General features: G+C 74.5%; 15 protein-coding genes. 12 read left to right on the top strand and 3 right to left on the bottom strand.

The features are described from left to right. Window positions 1–149: 149 nt before the first annotated feature. The 9 genes from ACN20G_RS05080 (at window position 150) to ACN20G_RS05040 (ending at window position 11,278) form a co-directional block, all read left to right on the top strand. The gene (locus tag ACN20G_RS05080) at window positions 150–1,595 is read left to right on the top strand and encodes an aldehyde dehydrogenase family protein (protein WP_424211517.1); all 1,446 of its coding nucleotides are present in this window, start codon (window positions 150–152) and stop codon (window positions 1,593–1,595) included. Window positions 1,596–1,814: 219 nt separating this feature from the next. Continuing rightward, entirely contained in the window at window positions 1,815–3,812 is a 1,998-nt protein-coding gene (locus ACN20G_RS05075) for an acyl-CoA dehydrogenase family protein (protein WP_424211516.1), read from the top strand. Between the two features lie 32 nt (window positions 3,813–3,844). Beyond that, window positions 3,845–4,348, top strand: coding sequence for a hypothetical protein (locus tag ACN20G_RS05070; protein WP_424211515.1), 504 nt, complete (start codon window positions 3,845–3,847; stop codon window positions 4,346–4,348). Window positions 4,349–4,473: 125 nt separating this feature from the next. Beyond that, window positions 4,474–5,679, top strand: coding sequence for a hypothetical protein (locus ACN20G_RS05065; protein ID WP_424211514.1), 1,206 nt, complete (start codon window positions 4,474–4,476; stop codon window positions 5,677–5,679). A gap of 45 nt (window positions 5,680–5,724) precedes the next feature. After that, on the top strand, window positions 5,725–6,978 hold the full coding sequence (dxr, locus tag ACN20G_RS05060) for a 1-deoxy-D-xylulose-5-phosphate reductoisomerase (protein ID WP_424211513.1): 1,254 nt from the start codon (window positions 5,725–5,727) through the stop codon (window positions 6,976–6,978). Further along, window positions 6,975–8,276, top strand: coding sequence for a M50 family metallopeptidase (locus ACN20G_RS05055; protein WP_424211512.1), 1,302 nt, complete (start codon window positions 6,975–6,977; stop codon window positions 8,274–8,276). Before dxr ends, ACN20G_RS05055 begins: the two co-directional genes overlap by 4 nt. Before the next feature lie 213 nt (window positions 8,277–8,489). Further along, on the top strand, window positions 8,490–9,647 hold the full coding sequence (gene ispG, locus ACN20G_RS05050) for a flavodoxin-dependent (E)-4-hydroxy-3-methylbut-2-enyl-diphosphate synthase (protein WP_424211511.1): 1,158 nt from the start codon (window positions 8,490–8,492) through the stop codon (window positions 9,645–9,647). Window positions 9,648–9,800: 153 nt separating this feature from the next. Then, complete coding sequence (locus ACN20G_RS05045) at window positions 9,801–10,646, top strand: GNAT family N-acetyltransferase (RefSeq protein ID WP_424211510.1); 846 nt, start codon at window positions 9,801–9,803, stop codon at window positions 10,644–10,646. Window positions 10,647–10,711: 65 nt separating this feature from the next. After that, window positions 10,712–11,278, top strand: a complete 567-nt coding sequence (locus ACN20G_RS05040) for a GNAT family N-acetyltransferase (RefSeq protein WP_424211509.1) — start codon at window positions 10,712–10,714, stop codon at window positions 11,276–11,278. A 39-nt stretch (window positions 11,279–11,317) separates the two neighbouring features. Here ACN20G_RS05040 and ACN20G_RS05035 read toward each other — a convergent pair whose 3' ends face one another. Genes ACN20G_RS05035 through ACN20G_RS05025 form a run of 3 tightly spaced genes read right to left on the bottom strand, consistent with a single transcriptional unit; the run spans window position 11,318 to window position 13,308 of the window. Further along, a complete protein-coding gene (locus ACN20G_RS05035) occupies window positions 11,318–12,220 on the bottom strand; it encodes an aminoglycoside phosphotransferase family protein (RefSeq protein ID WP_424211508.1) in 903 nt (300 codons plus the stop codon). A gap of 16 nt (window positions 12,221–12,236) precedes the next feature. Continuing rightward, on the bottom strand, window positions 12,237–12,743 hold the full coding sequence (locus ACN20G_RS05030; protein WP_424211507.1) for a DUF4439 domain-containing protein: 507 nt from the start codon (window positions 12,741–12,743) through the stop codon (window positions 12,237–12,239). 1 nt (window position 12,744) lies between these two features. After that, window positions 12,745–13,308, bottom strand: a complete 564-nt coding sequence (locus ACN20G_RS05025) for a hypothetical protein (RefSeq protein ID WP_424211506.1) — start codon at window positions 13,306–13,308, stop codon at window positions 12,745–12,747. A gap of 184 nt (window positions 13,309–13,492) precedes the next feature. Here ACN20G_RS05025 and rimP point away from each other — a divergent pair, with 184 nt between their 5' ends. The 3 genes from rimP to ACN20G_RS05010 all read left to right on the top strand — a co-directional run bounded on the left by rimP (window position 13,493) and on the right by ACN20G_RS05010 (window position 15,446). After that, window positions 13,493–14,005: a ribosome maturation factor RimP gene (rimP, locus tag ACN20G_RS05020; protein WP_424211505.1), complete on the top strand. Its 513-nt coding sequence runs from the start codon at window positions 13,493–13,495 to the stop codon at window positions 14,003–14,005. 2 nt (window positions 14,006–14,007) lie between these two features. Continuing rightward, window positions 14,008–15,015 (top strand): transcription termination factor NusA, encoded by a 1,008-nt coding sequence (gene nusA, locus ACN20G_RS05015; protein ID WP_424211504.1) that lies wholly within the window; start codon window positions 14,008–14,010, stop codon window positions 15,013–15,015. 155 nt (window positions 15,016–15,170) lie between these two features. Further along, the gene (locus ACN20G_RS05010) at window positions 15,171–15,446 is read left to right on the top strand and encodes a YlxR family protein (protein ID WP_424211503.1); all 276 of its coding nucleotides are present in this window, start codon (window positions 15,171–15,173) and stop codon (window positions 15,444–15,446) included. The last annotated feature ends 34 nt before the right edge of the window (window positions 15,447–15,480 follow it).

Here is a 15,480-nt window from a genome sequence, read left to right as displayed (position 1 = left end):
CAAACCGGCGCACCCGAACCGGTCCGCACTCCAGCGCGGACAAGCCCGTCCGTCGCCCCGGGGTCCTACGGTGGGGAGGTGTCGGGCCGCAGCGTCGTGCCCGCGCGCCGCAGCCGCCACCGCACCGTCTCGAAGGGCCCGGGATCCGCATGACCTCCACGCACGCCTTCTGGCTCGCCGGCCGACAGGCCACCGGCGAGGACTCCTTCGACGTGACCTCCCCCTGGGACGGCCGCGTCGTCGGAACCGTCAGCGTCCCCACCGACGCCCAGGTCGAGGAGGCCGTCGCCGCGGCCCACGCCTCGACCGCCGAGTTCTCCGCCACCCCGGCCCACGTGCGCGCCGCCGCCCTGGACCACGTGTCCAAGCGGCTCGCCGAGCGCACCGAGGAGATCGCCCTGCTGATCTCCGCCGAGAACGGCAAGCCCATCAAGTGGGCCCGCGGCGAGGTCGGCCGCGCCGTGTCCGTGTTCCGCTTCGCGGCCGAGGAGGCCCGGCGCTTCAACGGCGGCGAGGCCCAGCGCCTGGACACCGAGGCCGGCGGCAACGGCCGCCTCGCCCTGACCCGCCGCTTCGTCAAGGGCCCGGTCCTCGGCATCGCCCCGTTCAACTTCCCGCTGAACCTGTGCGCCCACAAGGTGGCCCCCGCCATCGCCGTCGGCGCCCCCATCATCCTCAAGCCGGCCCCGGCCACCCCGCTCTCCGGCCTGATCCTCGGCGAGCTCCTCGCCGAGACCGACCTGCCGGCCGGCTCCTGGTCCGTGCTGCCCGTCGCCAACGACAAGATGCCCGCCCTGGTGCAGGACGAGCGGCTGCCCGTGATCTCCTTCACCGGCTCCGACACCGTCGGCTACGCCATCCAGCGCTCGGTGCCGCACAAGCACTGCACCCTGGAGCTCGGCGGCAACGCCGCCGCCGTCGTCCTCGCCGACTGGTCCTCCGACACCGACCTGGACTGGGCCGCGACCCGCATCGCGACCTTCGCGAACTACCAGGCCGGCCAGTCCTGCATCTCCGTGCAGCGGGTCATCGCCGACGCCTCCGTCTACGACCGGCTCGTGGAGAAGGTCGTCGAGAAGGTCCGCGCCCAGGTCACCGGCGACCCGAACGACTCCGCCACCGACGTCGGCCCGCTGGTCAGCGAGGACGCCGCGCGCCGCGTGGAGTCCTGGGTGGACGAGGCCGTGGCCGGCGGCGCGAAGCTGCTCACCGGCGGCTCCCGCGAGGGCGCGACCTACGCCCCGACCGTGCTGGCCGAGCTGCCCGCCGGCGTCACCCTCGCCGTCGAGGAGGTGTTCGGCCCGGTCCTGACCCTGCACAAGGTCGACGGCACCGACGCCGCCTTCGCCGCGGTCAACGACTCGAAGTTCGGCCTCCAGGCCGGCGTGTTCACCCACGACGTGCAGACCGCGTTCCGCGCCCACCGCGAACTGGAGGTCGGCGGCGTGATCATCGGCGACGCCCCCTCCTACCGCGCCGACCAGATGCCCTACGGCGGCGTGAAGCAGTCCGGCGTCGGCCGCGAAGGCGTCCGCTACGCGATGGACGACTACACCTACGAGCGGGTCCTGGTCCTCACCGGCCTGGCCATCTGACCCGCCCCGCGGACCGGCGGCCCGAACCCACTGTGCGGGGGTTCGGGCCGCCCTCGCGTTCCCGGGCCGCCCGGCCGGTTGCTCCGATTCGGGGTGGGTGGGTGTCGGGTCTTTTCCGGGTGGGTGTGGCCGGGTACGTGTTCGGGGCAGGAGCCCGACACCCGGGGGCCGCGACGCCCGGGTGCCCGATCCACCCGACTCGGCGGCGAGGTGACCCGCATGTCCGCACGGCCCGGCCCCACCCCCTCCGGCCCCACCCCCTCCGCGCCCCCTCCCACCCCCAAGGTGACCGAACGGGAGGCCCGGCAGGTCGCCGAGGCCGCGCGCGAGACGGACTGGCGCAAACCCAGCTTCGCCAAGGAGCTCTTCCTCGGCCGGTTCCGCCTGGACCTGCTGCACCCCTGGCCCGAACCGGACGCCGAGGAGAACCGACGGGGCGAGGAGTTCCTGGCCCGACTGCGCGCGTTCTGCGAGAGCGAGATCGACGGGGCCCGCATCGAACGCGAGGACCGGATCCCCGACGAGACCATCCGCGGCCTGCGCGAACTCGGCGCCCTCGGCATGAAGATCGACCCCGAGTACGGCGGACTGGGCCTGACCCAACTGCACTACAATCGGGCGCTGGCCCTGGTCGGCTCGGTCAGCCCGGCCGTCGGCGCCCTGCTCTCCGCGCACCAGTCCATCGGCGTGCCCCAGCCCCTGAAGATGTTCGGCACCCCCGAACAGAAGGCGACCTGGCTGCCCCGCTGCGCCCGGCACGACATCAGCGCCTTCCTGCTCACCGAACCCGACGTGGGCTCCGACCCGGCCCGTCTGGCCACCACCGCCGTCCCCGACGGCGAGGACGGCTACGTGCTGGACGGCGTGAAGCTGTGGACCACCAACGGGGTGATCGCCGACCTGCTCGTGGTGATGGCGCGGGTCCCGGCCGCCGAGGGCCGGCGGGGCGGGATCACGGCCTTCGTGGTCGAGGCCGACAGCCCCGGCGTGATCGTCGAGCACCGCAACTCCTTCATGGGCCTGCGCGGCCTGGAGAACGGGGTGACCCGGCTGCGCGGGGTCAGGGTCCCGGCCGCGAACCGGATCGGCCCGGAGGGCGCCGGCCTCAAGATCGCGCTGACCACCCTCAACACCGGCCGGCTCTCCCTGCCCGCCATGTGCGTCGGCGCCGGCAAGTGGTGCCTGAAGATCGCCCGCGAATGGTCCGGGGTCCGCGAACAGTGGGGTCGGCCGGTGGGCCGGCACGAGGCCGTCGCGCTGAAGATCTCCGGCATCGCCGCCACCACCTTCGCCCTGGAGGCCGTCGTCGACCTGGCCTCCCGGATGGCCGACGAGGACCGCAACGACATCCGCATCGAGGCCGCCCTCGCCAAGCTGTACGGCAGCGAGACCGCCTGGCGGATGGCCGACGACCTGGTGCAGATCCGGGGCGGACGCGGGTTCGAGACGGCCGCCTCCCTCGCTGCCCGCGGCGAACGCGCCGTCGCCACCGAACAGCTCCTGCGCGACCTGCGGATCAACCGGATCTTCGAGGGCTCCACCGAGATCATGCACCTGCTGATCGCCCGCGAGGCCGTCGACGCCCACCTCTCCGTCGCCGGCGACCTCATCGACCCCGACAAGGACCTCGGCGACAAGGCCCGGGCGGGGGCCCGCGCCGCCGGGTTCTACGCCCGCTGGCTGCCCACCCTCGCCACCGGCGCCGGACAGCTCCCCGGCGCCTACCGGGCCTTCCACCCGGCCGGGCACCGCGACCTCGCCGGCCACCTGCGGTACGTGGAACGCGCGAGCCGACGGCTGGCCCGCTCCACCTTCCTCGCCATGTCCCGCTGGCAGGGCCGGATGGAGACCAAACAGGGCTTCCTCGGCCGGATCGTCGACATCGGCGCGGAACTCTTCGCGATGAGCGCCGCCTGCGTGCGCGCCGAACACCAACGCGCCGCCGACGACCACGGCCGCGAGGCATACCAACTCGCCGACGCGTTCTGCCGGCAGGCCCGGCTGCGGGTCGAGGAACTCTTCGGCCGGTTGTGGGCCAACACCGACGACCTCGACGGCACCGTCACCGCCGGCGTCCTGTCCGGCACCTACGCCTGGCTGGAGGACGGGATCCTCGACCCCTCCGGCGACGGCCCCTGGATCGCCGACACCGATCCCGACCCCGACGACCCCGACACCCCCGACCCCGGCCGCTCCGTGCACCGCCCGATCCCCTGACGGGACCGGGGGAGAGGGTGTGGAATGGCGTCATGACCGTCTTCCTCTGCGCCCGCTGCGGCACCCCCCTCACCCCCGACCTGCGGGAGCTGCCGGTCCTCCCCGAGCCCGAGGAGGACCCCCGGGACCGGGACGCCGACACCGCCGCCGCGCCCGCCGCCGTCGCGCGCGGGGCCTACGCCGTCGACCCCGAGCCCTGGGCCGGCCCCGCCTGGCTCACCGCCGACCGCGCCCCCACCGGCGGCGCCCCGGTCCCCGCGCCCGGCCGCGCCCCCGGCCGGGTCCCGGAGGACCCCGACGCCGCCGACGCCCCCGCCGGCACGATCGTGCTGCACCCCGCCGACGCCCCCGCCCTCACCCTTGCTCCCGGCCGCGCCTCCCAGGGCTGCTGCGGGCCCCGGGGCGACAGCGGCCGCAACCTCCTGTGCCCCTGCGGAGCCCGCCCGGCGACCCTGGTCGCCGACTGCCTCGGACCCCGTGAACTGCGCCTCGACCCCTACCGGATCCACCCCGTCCGCGCCGAGAACCTCATCTGACGGCCATCCCCCGGCCACCGCGCCGGCCGCCCGCCCTCCCGCACAATGCGAACACCACACGCCACACGCCACGCGTCAGCCCCCCGCCCCCGACCCGTGCCCGCATCGAGCACCCCCGGACCGCCATGACCCACGTGCCGCCCCCGTCCGCCGCCGACGCCGACCGGCTCGGCCGGCGCCGCGCCGAGGCCCTCGCGCCGCTGCTCCGGCACGCGCCCGACGCGGTCTCCCGGGCCCTCCTCGCCGCCGAGGGCCCGGTGGCCGTCGACCCCGCCACCCGACGCCGGCTCTGCCGCGACCAACCGCTGCCCGCCGGCGCCGTCACCCTCCTGCTGCGCGAGGGCACCGACCGCGACCGCGAACTCCTCGCCCGCAACCCCTACGTGCTCGGCCGGCCGCTGCCCGGGCTGCCCGGGGCCGCCCGGTACGCCGCCGCCGAGCGTCGGGGCCGCCGCACCGCCCCCGCCGGCCGGCCCGCCGCCGACCCCGGCCGCTCCACCGCCCTGCTGCGCGCCCACGGCGGGGCCCGGCCGCGCGGGGCCCTGGCCGTGCTGCGTGCCGCCCGCGCCGCCGGCGTCCCCCTCGACCCGGCCGCCCTGCTGCCCGCGCACGCCACCGCCCCGCTGCCCACCGGGGCGGTGGAGGCCGTGCTGCTGTTGTGCGAACCCGCCCCGGACGTGGCCCTGGCGCTGCTGGCCCGACCGGGCCGGCCCACCGGGCGGGACTGGCGACGGCCGGCGGTGCGCGCCGTGCGTTCCGGGCTGCTCACCCCCGAGGAACTCGTCCGCGGGCTGCCGGCCGCGCTGCGCGACGCGCTGTGGGAGCGGCCCGGCCCGCGCGCCCGGGGACCGCGCTGGAACCTCGACGAACTCGCCGAGTACCGCGGCGCCGTCACCCGCGTGACGGCCGAGACCGGGGCCGGGACCGGGACCCCCCGCCCCGACCGGCGCGGGCCGGACCCGGTCCCCGGCGTCGACCGCGAACTGGCCCTGGCCGAACTCTCCCTGCCCCACCCCACCCTCGCCGAGGACCTCGCCGCCACCCGCCGGCACCTCGACCTCGGGCTGATCACCGGCGCCGACGTGCTCCGTTCGAAGGTCCCCGGCTGTTGGGCCCTGGACGAGGCCCAGTGGCTGGGCACCGTGGACCGGCCCGACCGCTTCGACCGCCCGGCCGCCGTGCTCGCCGCCCGCGCCGAGGCCGACCGGCTGCTCGGCGCGGGCCTGGGCACCGACCCGGTGGCCTGGTGGTGCGCCGCCCGCGCGCTCCCCGAGTTCGTCGGAACGCTCCCGGAACTCCTCGACTCCCTGCGCGCGTCCGGCCGCCGGTGACCGGGGGGCGTCGGAGCAGTGGGCCGGGGCGGTGACAATGGGGGGATGAGCGACAGCCCAGCCCCCCTCGCCGATCCGCACCTCCTCTTCGACCCCGCGGCCGGCCGCCGGGACCTCGTCGTGCTCGGGTCCACCGGCTCGATCGGAACCCAGGCCGTCGACCTCGTGCTCCGCAACCCCGACCGGTTCCGCGTCACCGCCCTGTCGGCGGCCGGCGGACGCCCCGAGCCGCTGGCCGAGCAGGCGCACCGGCTGCGGGTCGAGACGGTGGCGGTGGCCCGGGAGGACGCCGTGCCCGCGCTGCGCGAGGCGCTGGCCGCCCGGTACGGGCCGGGCGAGCCGCTCCCGGGGATCCTCGCCGGCCCCGAGGCCGCCGCCGAACTCGCGGGCTCCGCCTGCCACACCGTCCTCAACGGGATCACCGGCTCGATCGGGCTCGCCCCCACCCTGGCGGCCCTGCGCGCCGGTCGCACCCTGGCCCTGGCCAACAAGGAATCGCTGATCGTCGGCGGCCCGCTGGTCAAGGAACTGGCCGCGCCCGGACAGATCATCCCGGTGGACTCCGAGCACGCCGCGCTCTTCCAGGCCCTGGCCGCCGGCACCCGCGCCGACGTGCGCAAGCTCGTGGTCACCGCCTCCGGCGGCCCCTTCCGCGGCCGGACCCGCGCCGAACTGGCCTCCGTCACCGTCGAGGACGCGCTCGCGCACCCGACCTGGGCCATGGGCCCGGTGATCACCGTCAACAGCGCGACCCTGGTCAACAAGGGGCTGGAGGTGATCGAGGCCCACCTGCTGTACGACATCCCGTTCGAACGGATCGAGGTCGTGGTCCATCCGCAGTCCTACGTCCACTCGATGGTGGAGTTCTCGGACGGCTCCACGCTGGCCCAGGCGACCCCGCCGGACATGCGCGGCCCGATCGCGATCGGCATCGGCTGGCCCGAGCGGGTCCCGGACGCGGCCCCGGCCTTCGACTGGTCCACGGCCTCCACCTGGGAGTTCCTGCCGCTGGACACCGAGGCGTTCCCGGCCGTGGACCTGGCCCGGCACGTGGGCGCCCTCGGCGGTACCGCACCGGCCGTGTTCAATGCGGCGAACGAGGAGTGTGTGGCGGCGTTCCTGGCCGGGCGGCTGCCGTTCACAGCAATCATGGATACCGTCGCTGCCGTGGCAGACGAGCACGGCGTGCCGGCGGCGGGGTCCTCCCTGACCGTGTCGGACGTCCTCGAGGCGGAGACCTGGGCCCGCGCCCGGGCCCGGGAACTGGCGGCCGGAGCCGCCGTGGAGGCGAACGCATGACCGTACTCATGACGGTGCTCGGGATACTGATCTTCGTCGTCGGCCTGCTGGTCTCGATCGCCTGGCACGAGCTGGGCCACCTGTCGACGGCCAAGCTCTTCGGCATCCGGGTGCCGCAGTACATGGTCGGGTTCGGCCCGACGATCTGGTCGCGCCGCAAGGGCGACACGGAGTACGGGATCAAGGCGATCCCGATGGGCGGCTACATCCGCATGATCGGGATGTTCCCGCCCGGAGAGGACGGCCGGATCACCGCCCGCTCCACCTCCCCGTTCCGGGCGATGATCGAGGACGCCCGCTCGGCGGCCTACGAGGAGCTCCAGCCGGGTGACGAGAAGCGGCTGTTCTACACCCGCGCCCCGTGGAAGCGGGTCGTCGTCATGTTCGCCGGGCCGTTCATGAACCTGGTCCTGGCGCTGCTGGTGTTCTTCGGCGTGTGGATGACCTTCGGCACCAACCAGACCACCACCACCGTCTCCTCCGTCTCGCCCTGCGTGATCCAGGCCAGCGAGAAGCGCGACGTGTGCAAGGCCGGCGACCCCGCCTCCCCGTCGAAGGCCGCCGGCCTCCAGGCGGGGGACCGGATCACGGCCTTCGACGGCAAGCCGATCGCCGATTGGACCGCGCTCCAGCAGCGCATCCGCGACACCATCGGCCCGGCCACCGTCACGGTGGAACGCGCGGGCCGCGAGCTGGTGCTGCCGGTGACCCTGATCGAGAACACCGTGCCGAAGACCGACGGGCACGGCGGCTACGTCAAGGGCGAGTACCTCAAGGCCGGCTGGCTGGGCTTCTCGCCCACCAACGAGATCCTCCCGCTGACCTTCGGCCAGTCCCTGTCGCACATGGGCGACGTGGTCGACAACAGCGTCGAGGGCCTGCTGCGGCTGCCCGCCAAGATCCCGGCCCTGTGGGACGCGGCCTTCGGCGGCGCCGAACGCGAACCGGACTCCCCGATGGGCATCGTCGGCGCGGCCCGGATCAGCGGCGAGATCGCCACCCTGGACATCCCGGCCGAACAGCGCCTGGTGTTCTTCCTCCAGCTCGTCGGCATGTTCAACCTGTCGCTGTTCCTGTTCAACATGCTGCCGCTGCTGCCGCTGGACGGCGGGCACATCGCGGGCGCGCTGTGGGAGTCGCTGCGGCGCAACCTCGCCCGGCTGTTCCGCCGACCCGACCCGGGCCCCTTCGACGTGGCCAAGCTGATGCCGGTGGCGTACGCGGTGGCCGGGGTGTTCGTCTGCTTCACCCTGCTGGTGCTGGTGGCCGACGTGGTCAACCCGATCCGCATCACCTAGACGCCGACCGGCGACGAAACCCATCCGACGATCGGATGGTGGGCCGGTCATACGAGCGTATGTACGGGGGTCGGGCACGCATCGTGCCCGACCCCCTACGTTCGGGTGGCACGCCCCGGCGGGTGCGCGACGCGTGCGTCCGTTGGCGTAGTCTCGAAGGCTGGAGCCCGCCGATACCGGGACCTCGATCCACACCTTGGGGTTGCACAGCAGATGACTGCCATCTCACTCGGAATGCCGTCCGTGCCGACGAAGCTCGCCGACCGACGGGTCAGCCGCAAGATCCAGGTCGGATCCGTGGCCGTCGGTGGAGACGCCCCCGTCTCGGTGCAGTCCATGACCACCACGCGCACCTCGGACATCGGCGCCACCCTCCAGCAGATCGCGGAACTCACCGCCTCCGGCTGCCAGATCGTCCGCGTCGCCTGCCCGACCCAGGACGACGCCGACGCCCTCTCGGTGATCGCCCGCAAGTCGCAGATCCCGGTCATCGCCGACATCCACTTCCAGCCGAAGTACGTGTTCGCCGCGATCGAGGCCGGCTGCGCCGCCGTCCGCGTCAACCCCGGCAACATCAAGCAGTTCGACGACAAGGTCAAGGAGATCGCGAAGGCGGCCAAGGACGCGGCCACCCCGATCCGGATCGGCGTCAACGCCGGCTCCCTCGACCGCCGCCTGCTCCAGAAGTACGGCAAGGCCACCCCCGAGGCCCTCGTCGAGTCCGCGCTGTGGGAGGCGTCCCTCTTCGAGGAGCACGACTTCCGCGACATCAAGATCTCGGTCAAGCACAACGACCCCGTCGTCATGATCGAGGCGTACCGGCAGCTCGCCGCCCAGTGCGACTACCCCCTCCACCTCGGCGTCACCGAGGCCGGCCCCGCCTTCCAGGGCACCATCAAGTCCGCCGTCGCCTTCGGCGCCCTGCTCTCCGAGGGCATCGGCGACACCATCCGGGTCTCCCTCTCCGCCCCGCCGGCCGAGGAGATCAAGGTCGGCATCCAGATCCTGGAATCCCTCAACCTGCGCCAGCGCCGGCTGGAGATCGTCTCCTGCCCCTCCTGCGGCCGCGCCCAGGTCGACGTGTACAAGCTCGCCGAGGAGGTCACCGCCGGCCTCGAGGGCATGGAGGTGCCCCTGCGCGTCGCGGTCATGGGCTGCGTCGTCAACGGCCCCGGCGAGGCCCGCGAGGCCGACCTCGGCGTGGCCTCCGGCAACGGCAAGGGCCAGATCTTCGTCAAGGGCGAGGTCATCAAGACCGTCCCCGAGTCCAAGATCGTCGAGACCCTCATCGAAGAGGCCCTCAAGATCGCCGCCGAGATGGAGCGCGACGGGGTCGCCTCCGGCGAACCCACCGTCGCCGTCGCCGGCTGACCTCCCGCCCCTCGGCCCCACACGCCCCGCCGCACGCCCCCGCGCCGCCCACCGGCCCGGGGGCGTGCCCGGTTCCCCCGGTCCGTGACGAGCCAAGGCGACGGACCTGCGGGTACAGTGCGGAAATCAGCAGACTCGCATGGTGAGGCCCCAGTGTTGACGCAGACCACCACCCGAGTGCTCGACGTCGGCGACCTCGACGCCGCCCTCGTCGTACTCGGCCGCGACCCGGTCGCCAACGCCTTCGTGACCTCCCGCGTCCGGGTCGCCGGCCTCGACCCGTGGCGGCTCGGCGGCGAGATGTGGGGCTGGTATACCGACGGCGAACTCCGCTCCCTGTGCTACTCCGGCGCCAACCTCGTGCCCGTCGGCGCCGGCCCCGAGGCCGTCCGCGCCTTCGCCGACCGCGCCCGCCGCACCGGCCGCCGCTGCTCCTCCATCGTCGGCCCCAGCGACGCCGCCGGCCCCCTGTGGCGCCTCCTGGAACCCCACTGGGGCCCCGCCAGGGAAGTCCGCGCCCACCAACCGCTGATGCTCGCCGACGCCCCCTCCGCCGAGATCACCCCCGACCCCCTCGTGCGCCGCGTCCGACGCGACGAGATGGACCTCATCCTCCCCGCCTGCGTCGCCATGTTCACCGAGGAGGTCGGCGTCTCCCCGCTCGCCGGCGACGGCGGCCTGCTCTACCAGGCCCGGGTCGCCGAACTCGTCGGCACCGGCCGCTCCTTCGCCCGCATCGAGGACGGCCGGGTCGTCTTCAAGGCCGAGATCGGCGCCGCCACCCCCGAGGCATGCCAGATCCAAGGCGTCTGGGTGGCCCCCGAACACCGCGGCCGCGGCCACTCCGAGACCGGCATGGCCGCCGTCCTCGCCCACGCCCTGCGCGAGGTCGCCCCCTTGGTCAGCCTGTACGTCAACGACTACAACACGGCCGCCCGCGCCGCCTACCGACGCGTCGGGTTCCGCGAGATCGGCGCCTTCACCAGCGTCCTGTTCTGACCCCCGCCGCGACCGTGACCCACGACCCCGCCCCACCCGCCCGGCCGGGGCATTAGGGTCACGTCATGTCGCGCGATCACGAGCTCCCGCCCACCCCCGCCGGCCTGAGCCTGGGCCCCCTCGACCTCGCCGCCCGCGCCGACGAGGCCCTCGCCGTCCAGGCCCTCGCCTTCGGCCTCGGCCCCGAAGAGGTGGCCATCCGCCGGCACATCGTCCGCCGCCACATGAGCGCCCCCGGCGCCCGCGCCCTGGCCGCGTACACCCCCGACGGCGCCATCGCCGGCTTCGTCTACGGCATGCCCAACGACCGCGCCCACTGGTGGTCCACCATCGTCGAACCCCACCTGCTCACCGGCGGCCTCGACCACTGGCTCGACGAGTCCTTCGCCGTCACCGAACTCCACGTCCACCCCGACCACCAGGGCAAGGGCGTCGGCCGCGCCCTCATCACCCGCGTCACCGACGCCTGCGGACTGCCCCGTTCCATCCTGTCCGCCATCGACGTGGACAGCCCCGCCCGCGCCCTCTACGCCCGGCTCGGCTACGTGGACCTCGCCCGCCGCGTGCACTTCCCCAGCGCCGCCCGCCCCTACGCCGTGATGGGCGCCCCGCTCCCGCTGCGCCGCTGGTGACGGGCGGGGGAGGGGCGCGGCGGGCTCACAACGGCGGGCTCACAACCAGCCCGCGTACTCCAACAGCAGCTCCCCGTCGCGCCGGCGCCCCACCGTCAGCGCGCGCACCCCCGACTCCACCGCCCGGAACAGGGTCCAGCCCCGCAGCCGGTCCCGGTCCAGCTCCAGCGAATCGGCCAGCCGGTTCATCCGGCGCCGCGCCGTCCCCGGACCGCCCGAGCCCGCGATCTGGTCCTCCAACCGGTCCCGCACCAACCGCGCCAGGTCGTAGGCCCGTTCGCCCACCACCGGCTCCGGACCCACCGTCAGCCACGGGGCCCGGTCCCCGGCCAGCACCTTCCCCTGCCGGAACGCCCCGTGCAGCAGGAACTCCTCCGGCTCCGCCGCCGCCACCAACTCCTCGCGCACGGCCCGCGCCACCCGCACCAGCGGCCGCGCGACCTCCGGCGCCGCCTCCCAACCCGCGCTCTGCCGCGCCGTGCGCTCCGCCACCGTCTCGAACGGGTGCCCCGGCTCCACCGGCACCCACAGCCGGCGCACCGTGCCCGCCGCCTCCAACAGGGCCTTGGCCTCCGGCAGCGAACGCAGCGACACCTCCGGACGCAGCCGCTCCAACAGCAGCTCCCCGCCCTCCCGGTGCCGGTCGTCCAACAGCCGCACCGCCCCGAAACCGCCCCACCGCTCCAACGCGGCCCGCTCCGCCCCGGGCCGACCCGCCGGCGGCGCCAGCTTCACGGTCGCCGGGGTCCCGTCCGGGTACCGCACGAGCACCACCAGGGAGCTGCGCCCACCCGGCGCCTGCACCCGTTCGGCCCGCACCTCGTGCCGGGCCATCGCCTCCTCGGCGAGCCGGGGCAGCCGCTCAAGCCACTGGTCGGTCGCGGTGGGGTCCGGCAGTTCGCCGAGCGCCCGGACAAGCCGCTGCGGCGGTTCGAAAGCCATGCGTGCGGGTTCCCTTTCAGCTCTCCGTGGCTCGATTCTTTCGTTCCGCGAGCCCAGGGAAGGCTACGCCGACACCGCGCCACCGCGCCGCGCGCACCGCCGCCGCGCCCAGCGCGTCCGCCGCCTCGCGCCGCAGGGACCCCCGGGCGGCCCGCACCAGATCGGCGCAGGCACCCGCCACCCCGTCCTCGATCCCGGCCGCCAGGCGCACCGCGTCGGCCGCCGTGTCGGGCCGGAAGGGCAGGGCGTACGCGGCCTCCGCCGCCACCGGCGCCGCCCCCAGTCGGCGCACCGTCCGCGCCAGCGAGTCCCGCCGGGTCACGTGCGCCTCGTGCGCCTGCCGGGCCTCGTCGCGCCGCTCCTTGGCGACCCGGGCGCCGATCACCCCGTACGCCCACACCGCCGCGTGCTCGGCCGCCAGCGCGGCCTGCGCCGCCTCCAACGCCGCCGCGTCCGGGCCGGCGGAGCCGGTGGGGGCGGGGCTCGGGTCGACCGGGTCCGCGTCCCGTCCTCGCTGGAACATCTCAGGCACCGTCCTTCGGGGTGGGGGAGTCCGGGCCGGCGGTCAGCAGGTGCTGGTGCACCAGGCCGGCCGCCGCCAGCGAGGCCAACAGCCGGGCGGGTTCGCCGGGCGCCTGCCCGAGCGCGACCAGCCGGTCCTCGGCCAGTCGCCGCTCCGCCGCCGCCAGCTCCCGCACGGCCTGCTCGGGCCGGGCCGCGACCGGCGCGGGCGCGGCCCCGGAGGGCGCGCCGTCCGCTCCGGCGGCCCCGCGCGCCGGCGAGGGGGAGGCGGAGACGCCGGCGGGCTCCTCCAGCGCGGCCAGGTGCGCGGCCACGGTGGCCCGCAGCGGGGCCAGCCGGGCGGTCAGCGCGGGGTGCGCCGCCGCCGTGGCCTCGTAGCGCGCCAACAGGGCCCGGCTCGCCTCGGCCGCCGTGCGCCGTACCCGCAGGTCGGCCAGGACGCCGGCCCGTTCGGCGGCCCGTCGGGCCTCCTCGGGGCCGGAGGTGCAGCCCGACAGCAGCGCGACGCCGGCCGCGCCGGCGGCCCCGACGAGCAGGCTCCTTCGGGAGGGCAGGGTCTCGGGCACGGCGGGATCCTCGTCGTTCGGGGCCCGGGGCGCCCGGGACCGGATGTGTCGGTGATCACGGTACCGGGGACCCCGGTCGGGGCGCGGACGGCAACACCCCGCCGGACCGGATACCCTTTGACCTGACACGCGACCCACGCGCGGTCCGATCCACAACAGCACACGCGGCCGAGGAGTCACCCGGATGAGCACCACCCAGAGCGACAGGCTGCGCGAACTGCTGGAGCCACTGGTACTCGCCAAGGGCCTCGACCTCGAGGAGATCGAGCAGTCCCGGGCCGGCCGCCGACGGATGCTGCGGATCATCGTGGATTCCGACACCGGCGTGGAACTGGACCTGTGCGCCGAGCTGAGTCGTGAGATCTCCGACCGGCTCGACGAGACCGAGGCCATGGGCGAGGACGAGTACGTCCTGGAGGTCAGCTCCCCGGGCGCCGACCGCCCTCTCACCGAATCGCGCCACTACCGGCGCGCCACCGGCCGCCTCGTCGCCTTCAAGCTGGGCGACGGCGCCGACCTGGTCGCGCGGATCCTCGGCGTGGACGAGGAGGGGCTCGACCTGGAGGTGCCCGGCGTGAAGGGCCGCAAGGCCACCACCCGCCGGCTGACCTTCGCCGAGATCGCCAAGGCGCGTGTCGAGATCGAGTTCAACCGCAAAGACAAGAACGACGGCGTTCAGGAAGAAGAGGAGGCGTAGTCGTGGACATCGACATGAGTGCCCTGCGGGGTCTGGTCCGGGAGAAGGAGATCTCCTTCGACCTCCTCGTGGAGGCCATCGAGTCGGCCCTCCTCATCGCGTACCACCGCACCGAGGGCAGCCGCCGCCGGGCCCGGGTCGAGCTGAACCGCACCAACGGTCACGTGACCGTGTGGGCGAAGGAGGACCCGCAGGACCTGGAGGAGGGGCAGGAGGCCCAGGAGTTCGACGACACCCCGTCGGGCTTCGGCCGGATCGCCGCCACCACCGCCAAGCAGGTCATCCTCCAGCGTCTGCGCGACGCCGAGGACGACCTGACCTTCGGCGAGTTCGCGGGCCGTGAGGGCGACGTCATCACCGGCGTGGTGCAGCAGGGCAAGGACCCGCGCAACGTGCTGGTGGACATCGGCAAGCTGGAGGCCATCCTGCCGGTGCAGGAGCAGGTCCCGGGCGAGGAGTACACGCACGGGCTGCGGCTGCGCACCTACGTGGTGCGCGTGGCCAAGGGCGTGCGCGGTCCCTCCGTGACCCTCTCGCGCACCCACCCCAACCTGGTGAAGAAGCTGTTCGCGCTGGAGGTCCCCGAGATCGCCGACGGCAGCGTCGAGATCTCGGCGATCGCCCGCGAGGCCGGCCACCGCACCAAGATCGCGGTCCGCTCCACCCGCTCCGGCCTCAACCCCAAGGGCGCCTGCATCGGCCCGATGGGCGGCCGGGTGCGCAACGTGATGGCCGAGCTGCACGGCGAGAAGATCGACATCGTGGACTGGTCGGACGACCCGGCCGAGATGGTCGCCAACGCGCTGTCCCCCGCCCGGGTGACCAAGGTCGAGATCGTGGACCTGTACGCCCGGTCCGCCCGGGTGACCGTGCCCGACTACCAGCTGTCGCTGGCGATCGGCAAGGAGGGCCAGAACGCCCGCCTCGCCGCCCGCCTCACCGGCTGGCGCATCGACATCCGTCCCGACACCGAGCCCGCCGACGCGGACGCGGACCGGGGCCGGGAATAAACCGGTACCGTTCGGGCCTTCCGCACGGTACACAGGACAGTGGACGCACGGCGTCCGCGGCGTTTCACACCCGCCCGGACGCCCCACGCCACGACGACATCCGTTCGATTTCTCGCCCGAAGGGGTGAGGTCGGTGCGGGGAGGTAGACTTCATCGTGTCTGGCCGGACGCAGACCCGCGCATGCCCCGAACGCACCTGCGTGGGGTGCAGGGAGCGAGCGGCCAAAGGCGATCTGCTGCGCATCGTGGCGATCGAGGACGACTGCGTCCCCGATCCTCGCGGTACGCTGCCCGGCCGGGGTGCGTACCTGCACCCCGCCGCGACCTGCCTCGACAAGGCGGTGCGCCGCCGAGCCTTCCCCCGGGCCCTCCGGTCCGCCGGAGCGCTCGACACGACACGACTGCGACAGGTCGTGGAAACCGCACCGTGAACGGTGCACAGCACGTTGTACGGCACGGAGACCT

The sequence above is a fragment of the Streptomyces dryopteridis genome (assembly GCF_049606955.1).
GTDB lineage: Bacteria > Actinomycetota > Actinomycetes > Streptomycetales > Streptomycetaceae > Streptomyces.
Note: the sequence above shows the minus strand (reverse complement) of the source record. Positions and strands in the feature narration are given on the sequence as shown.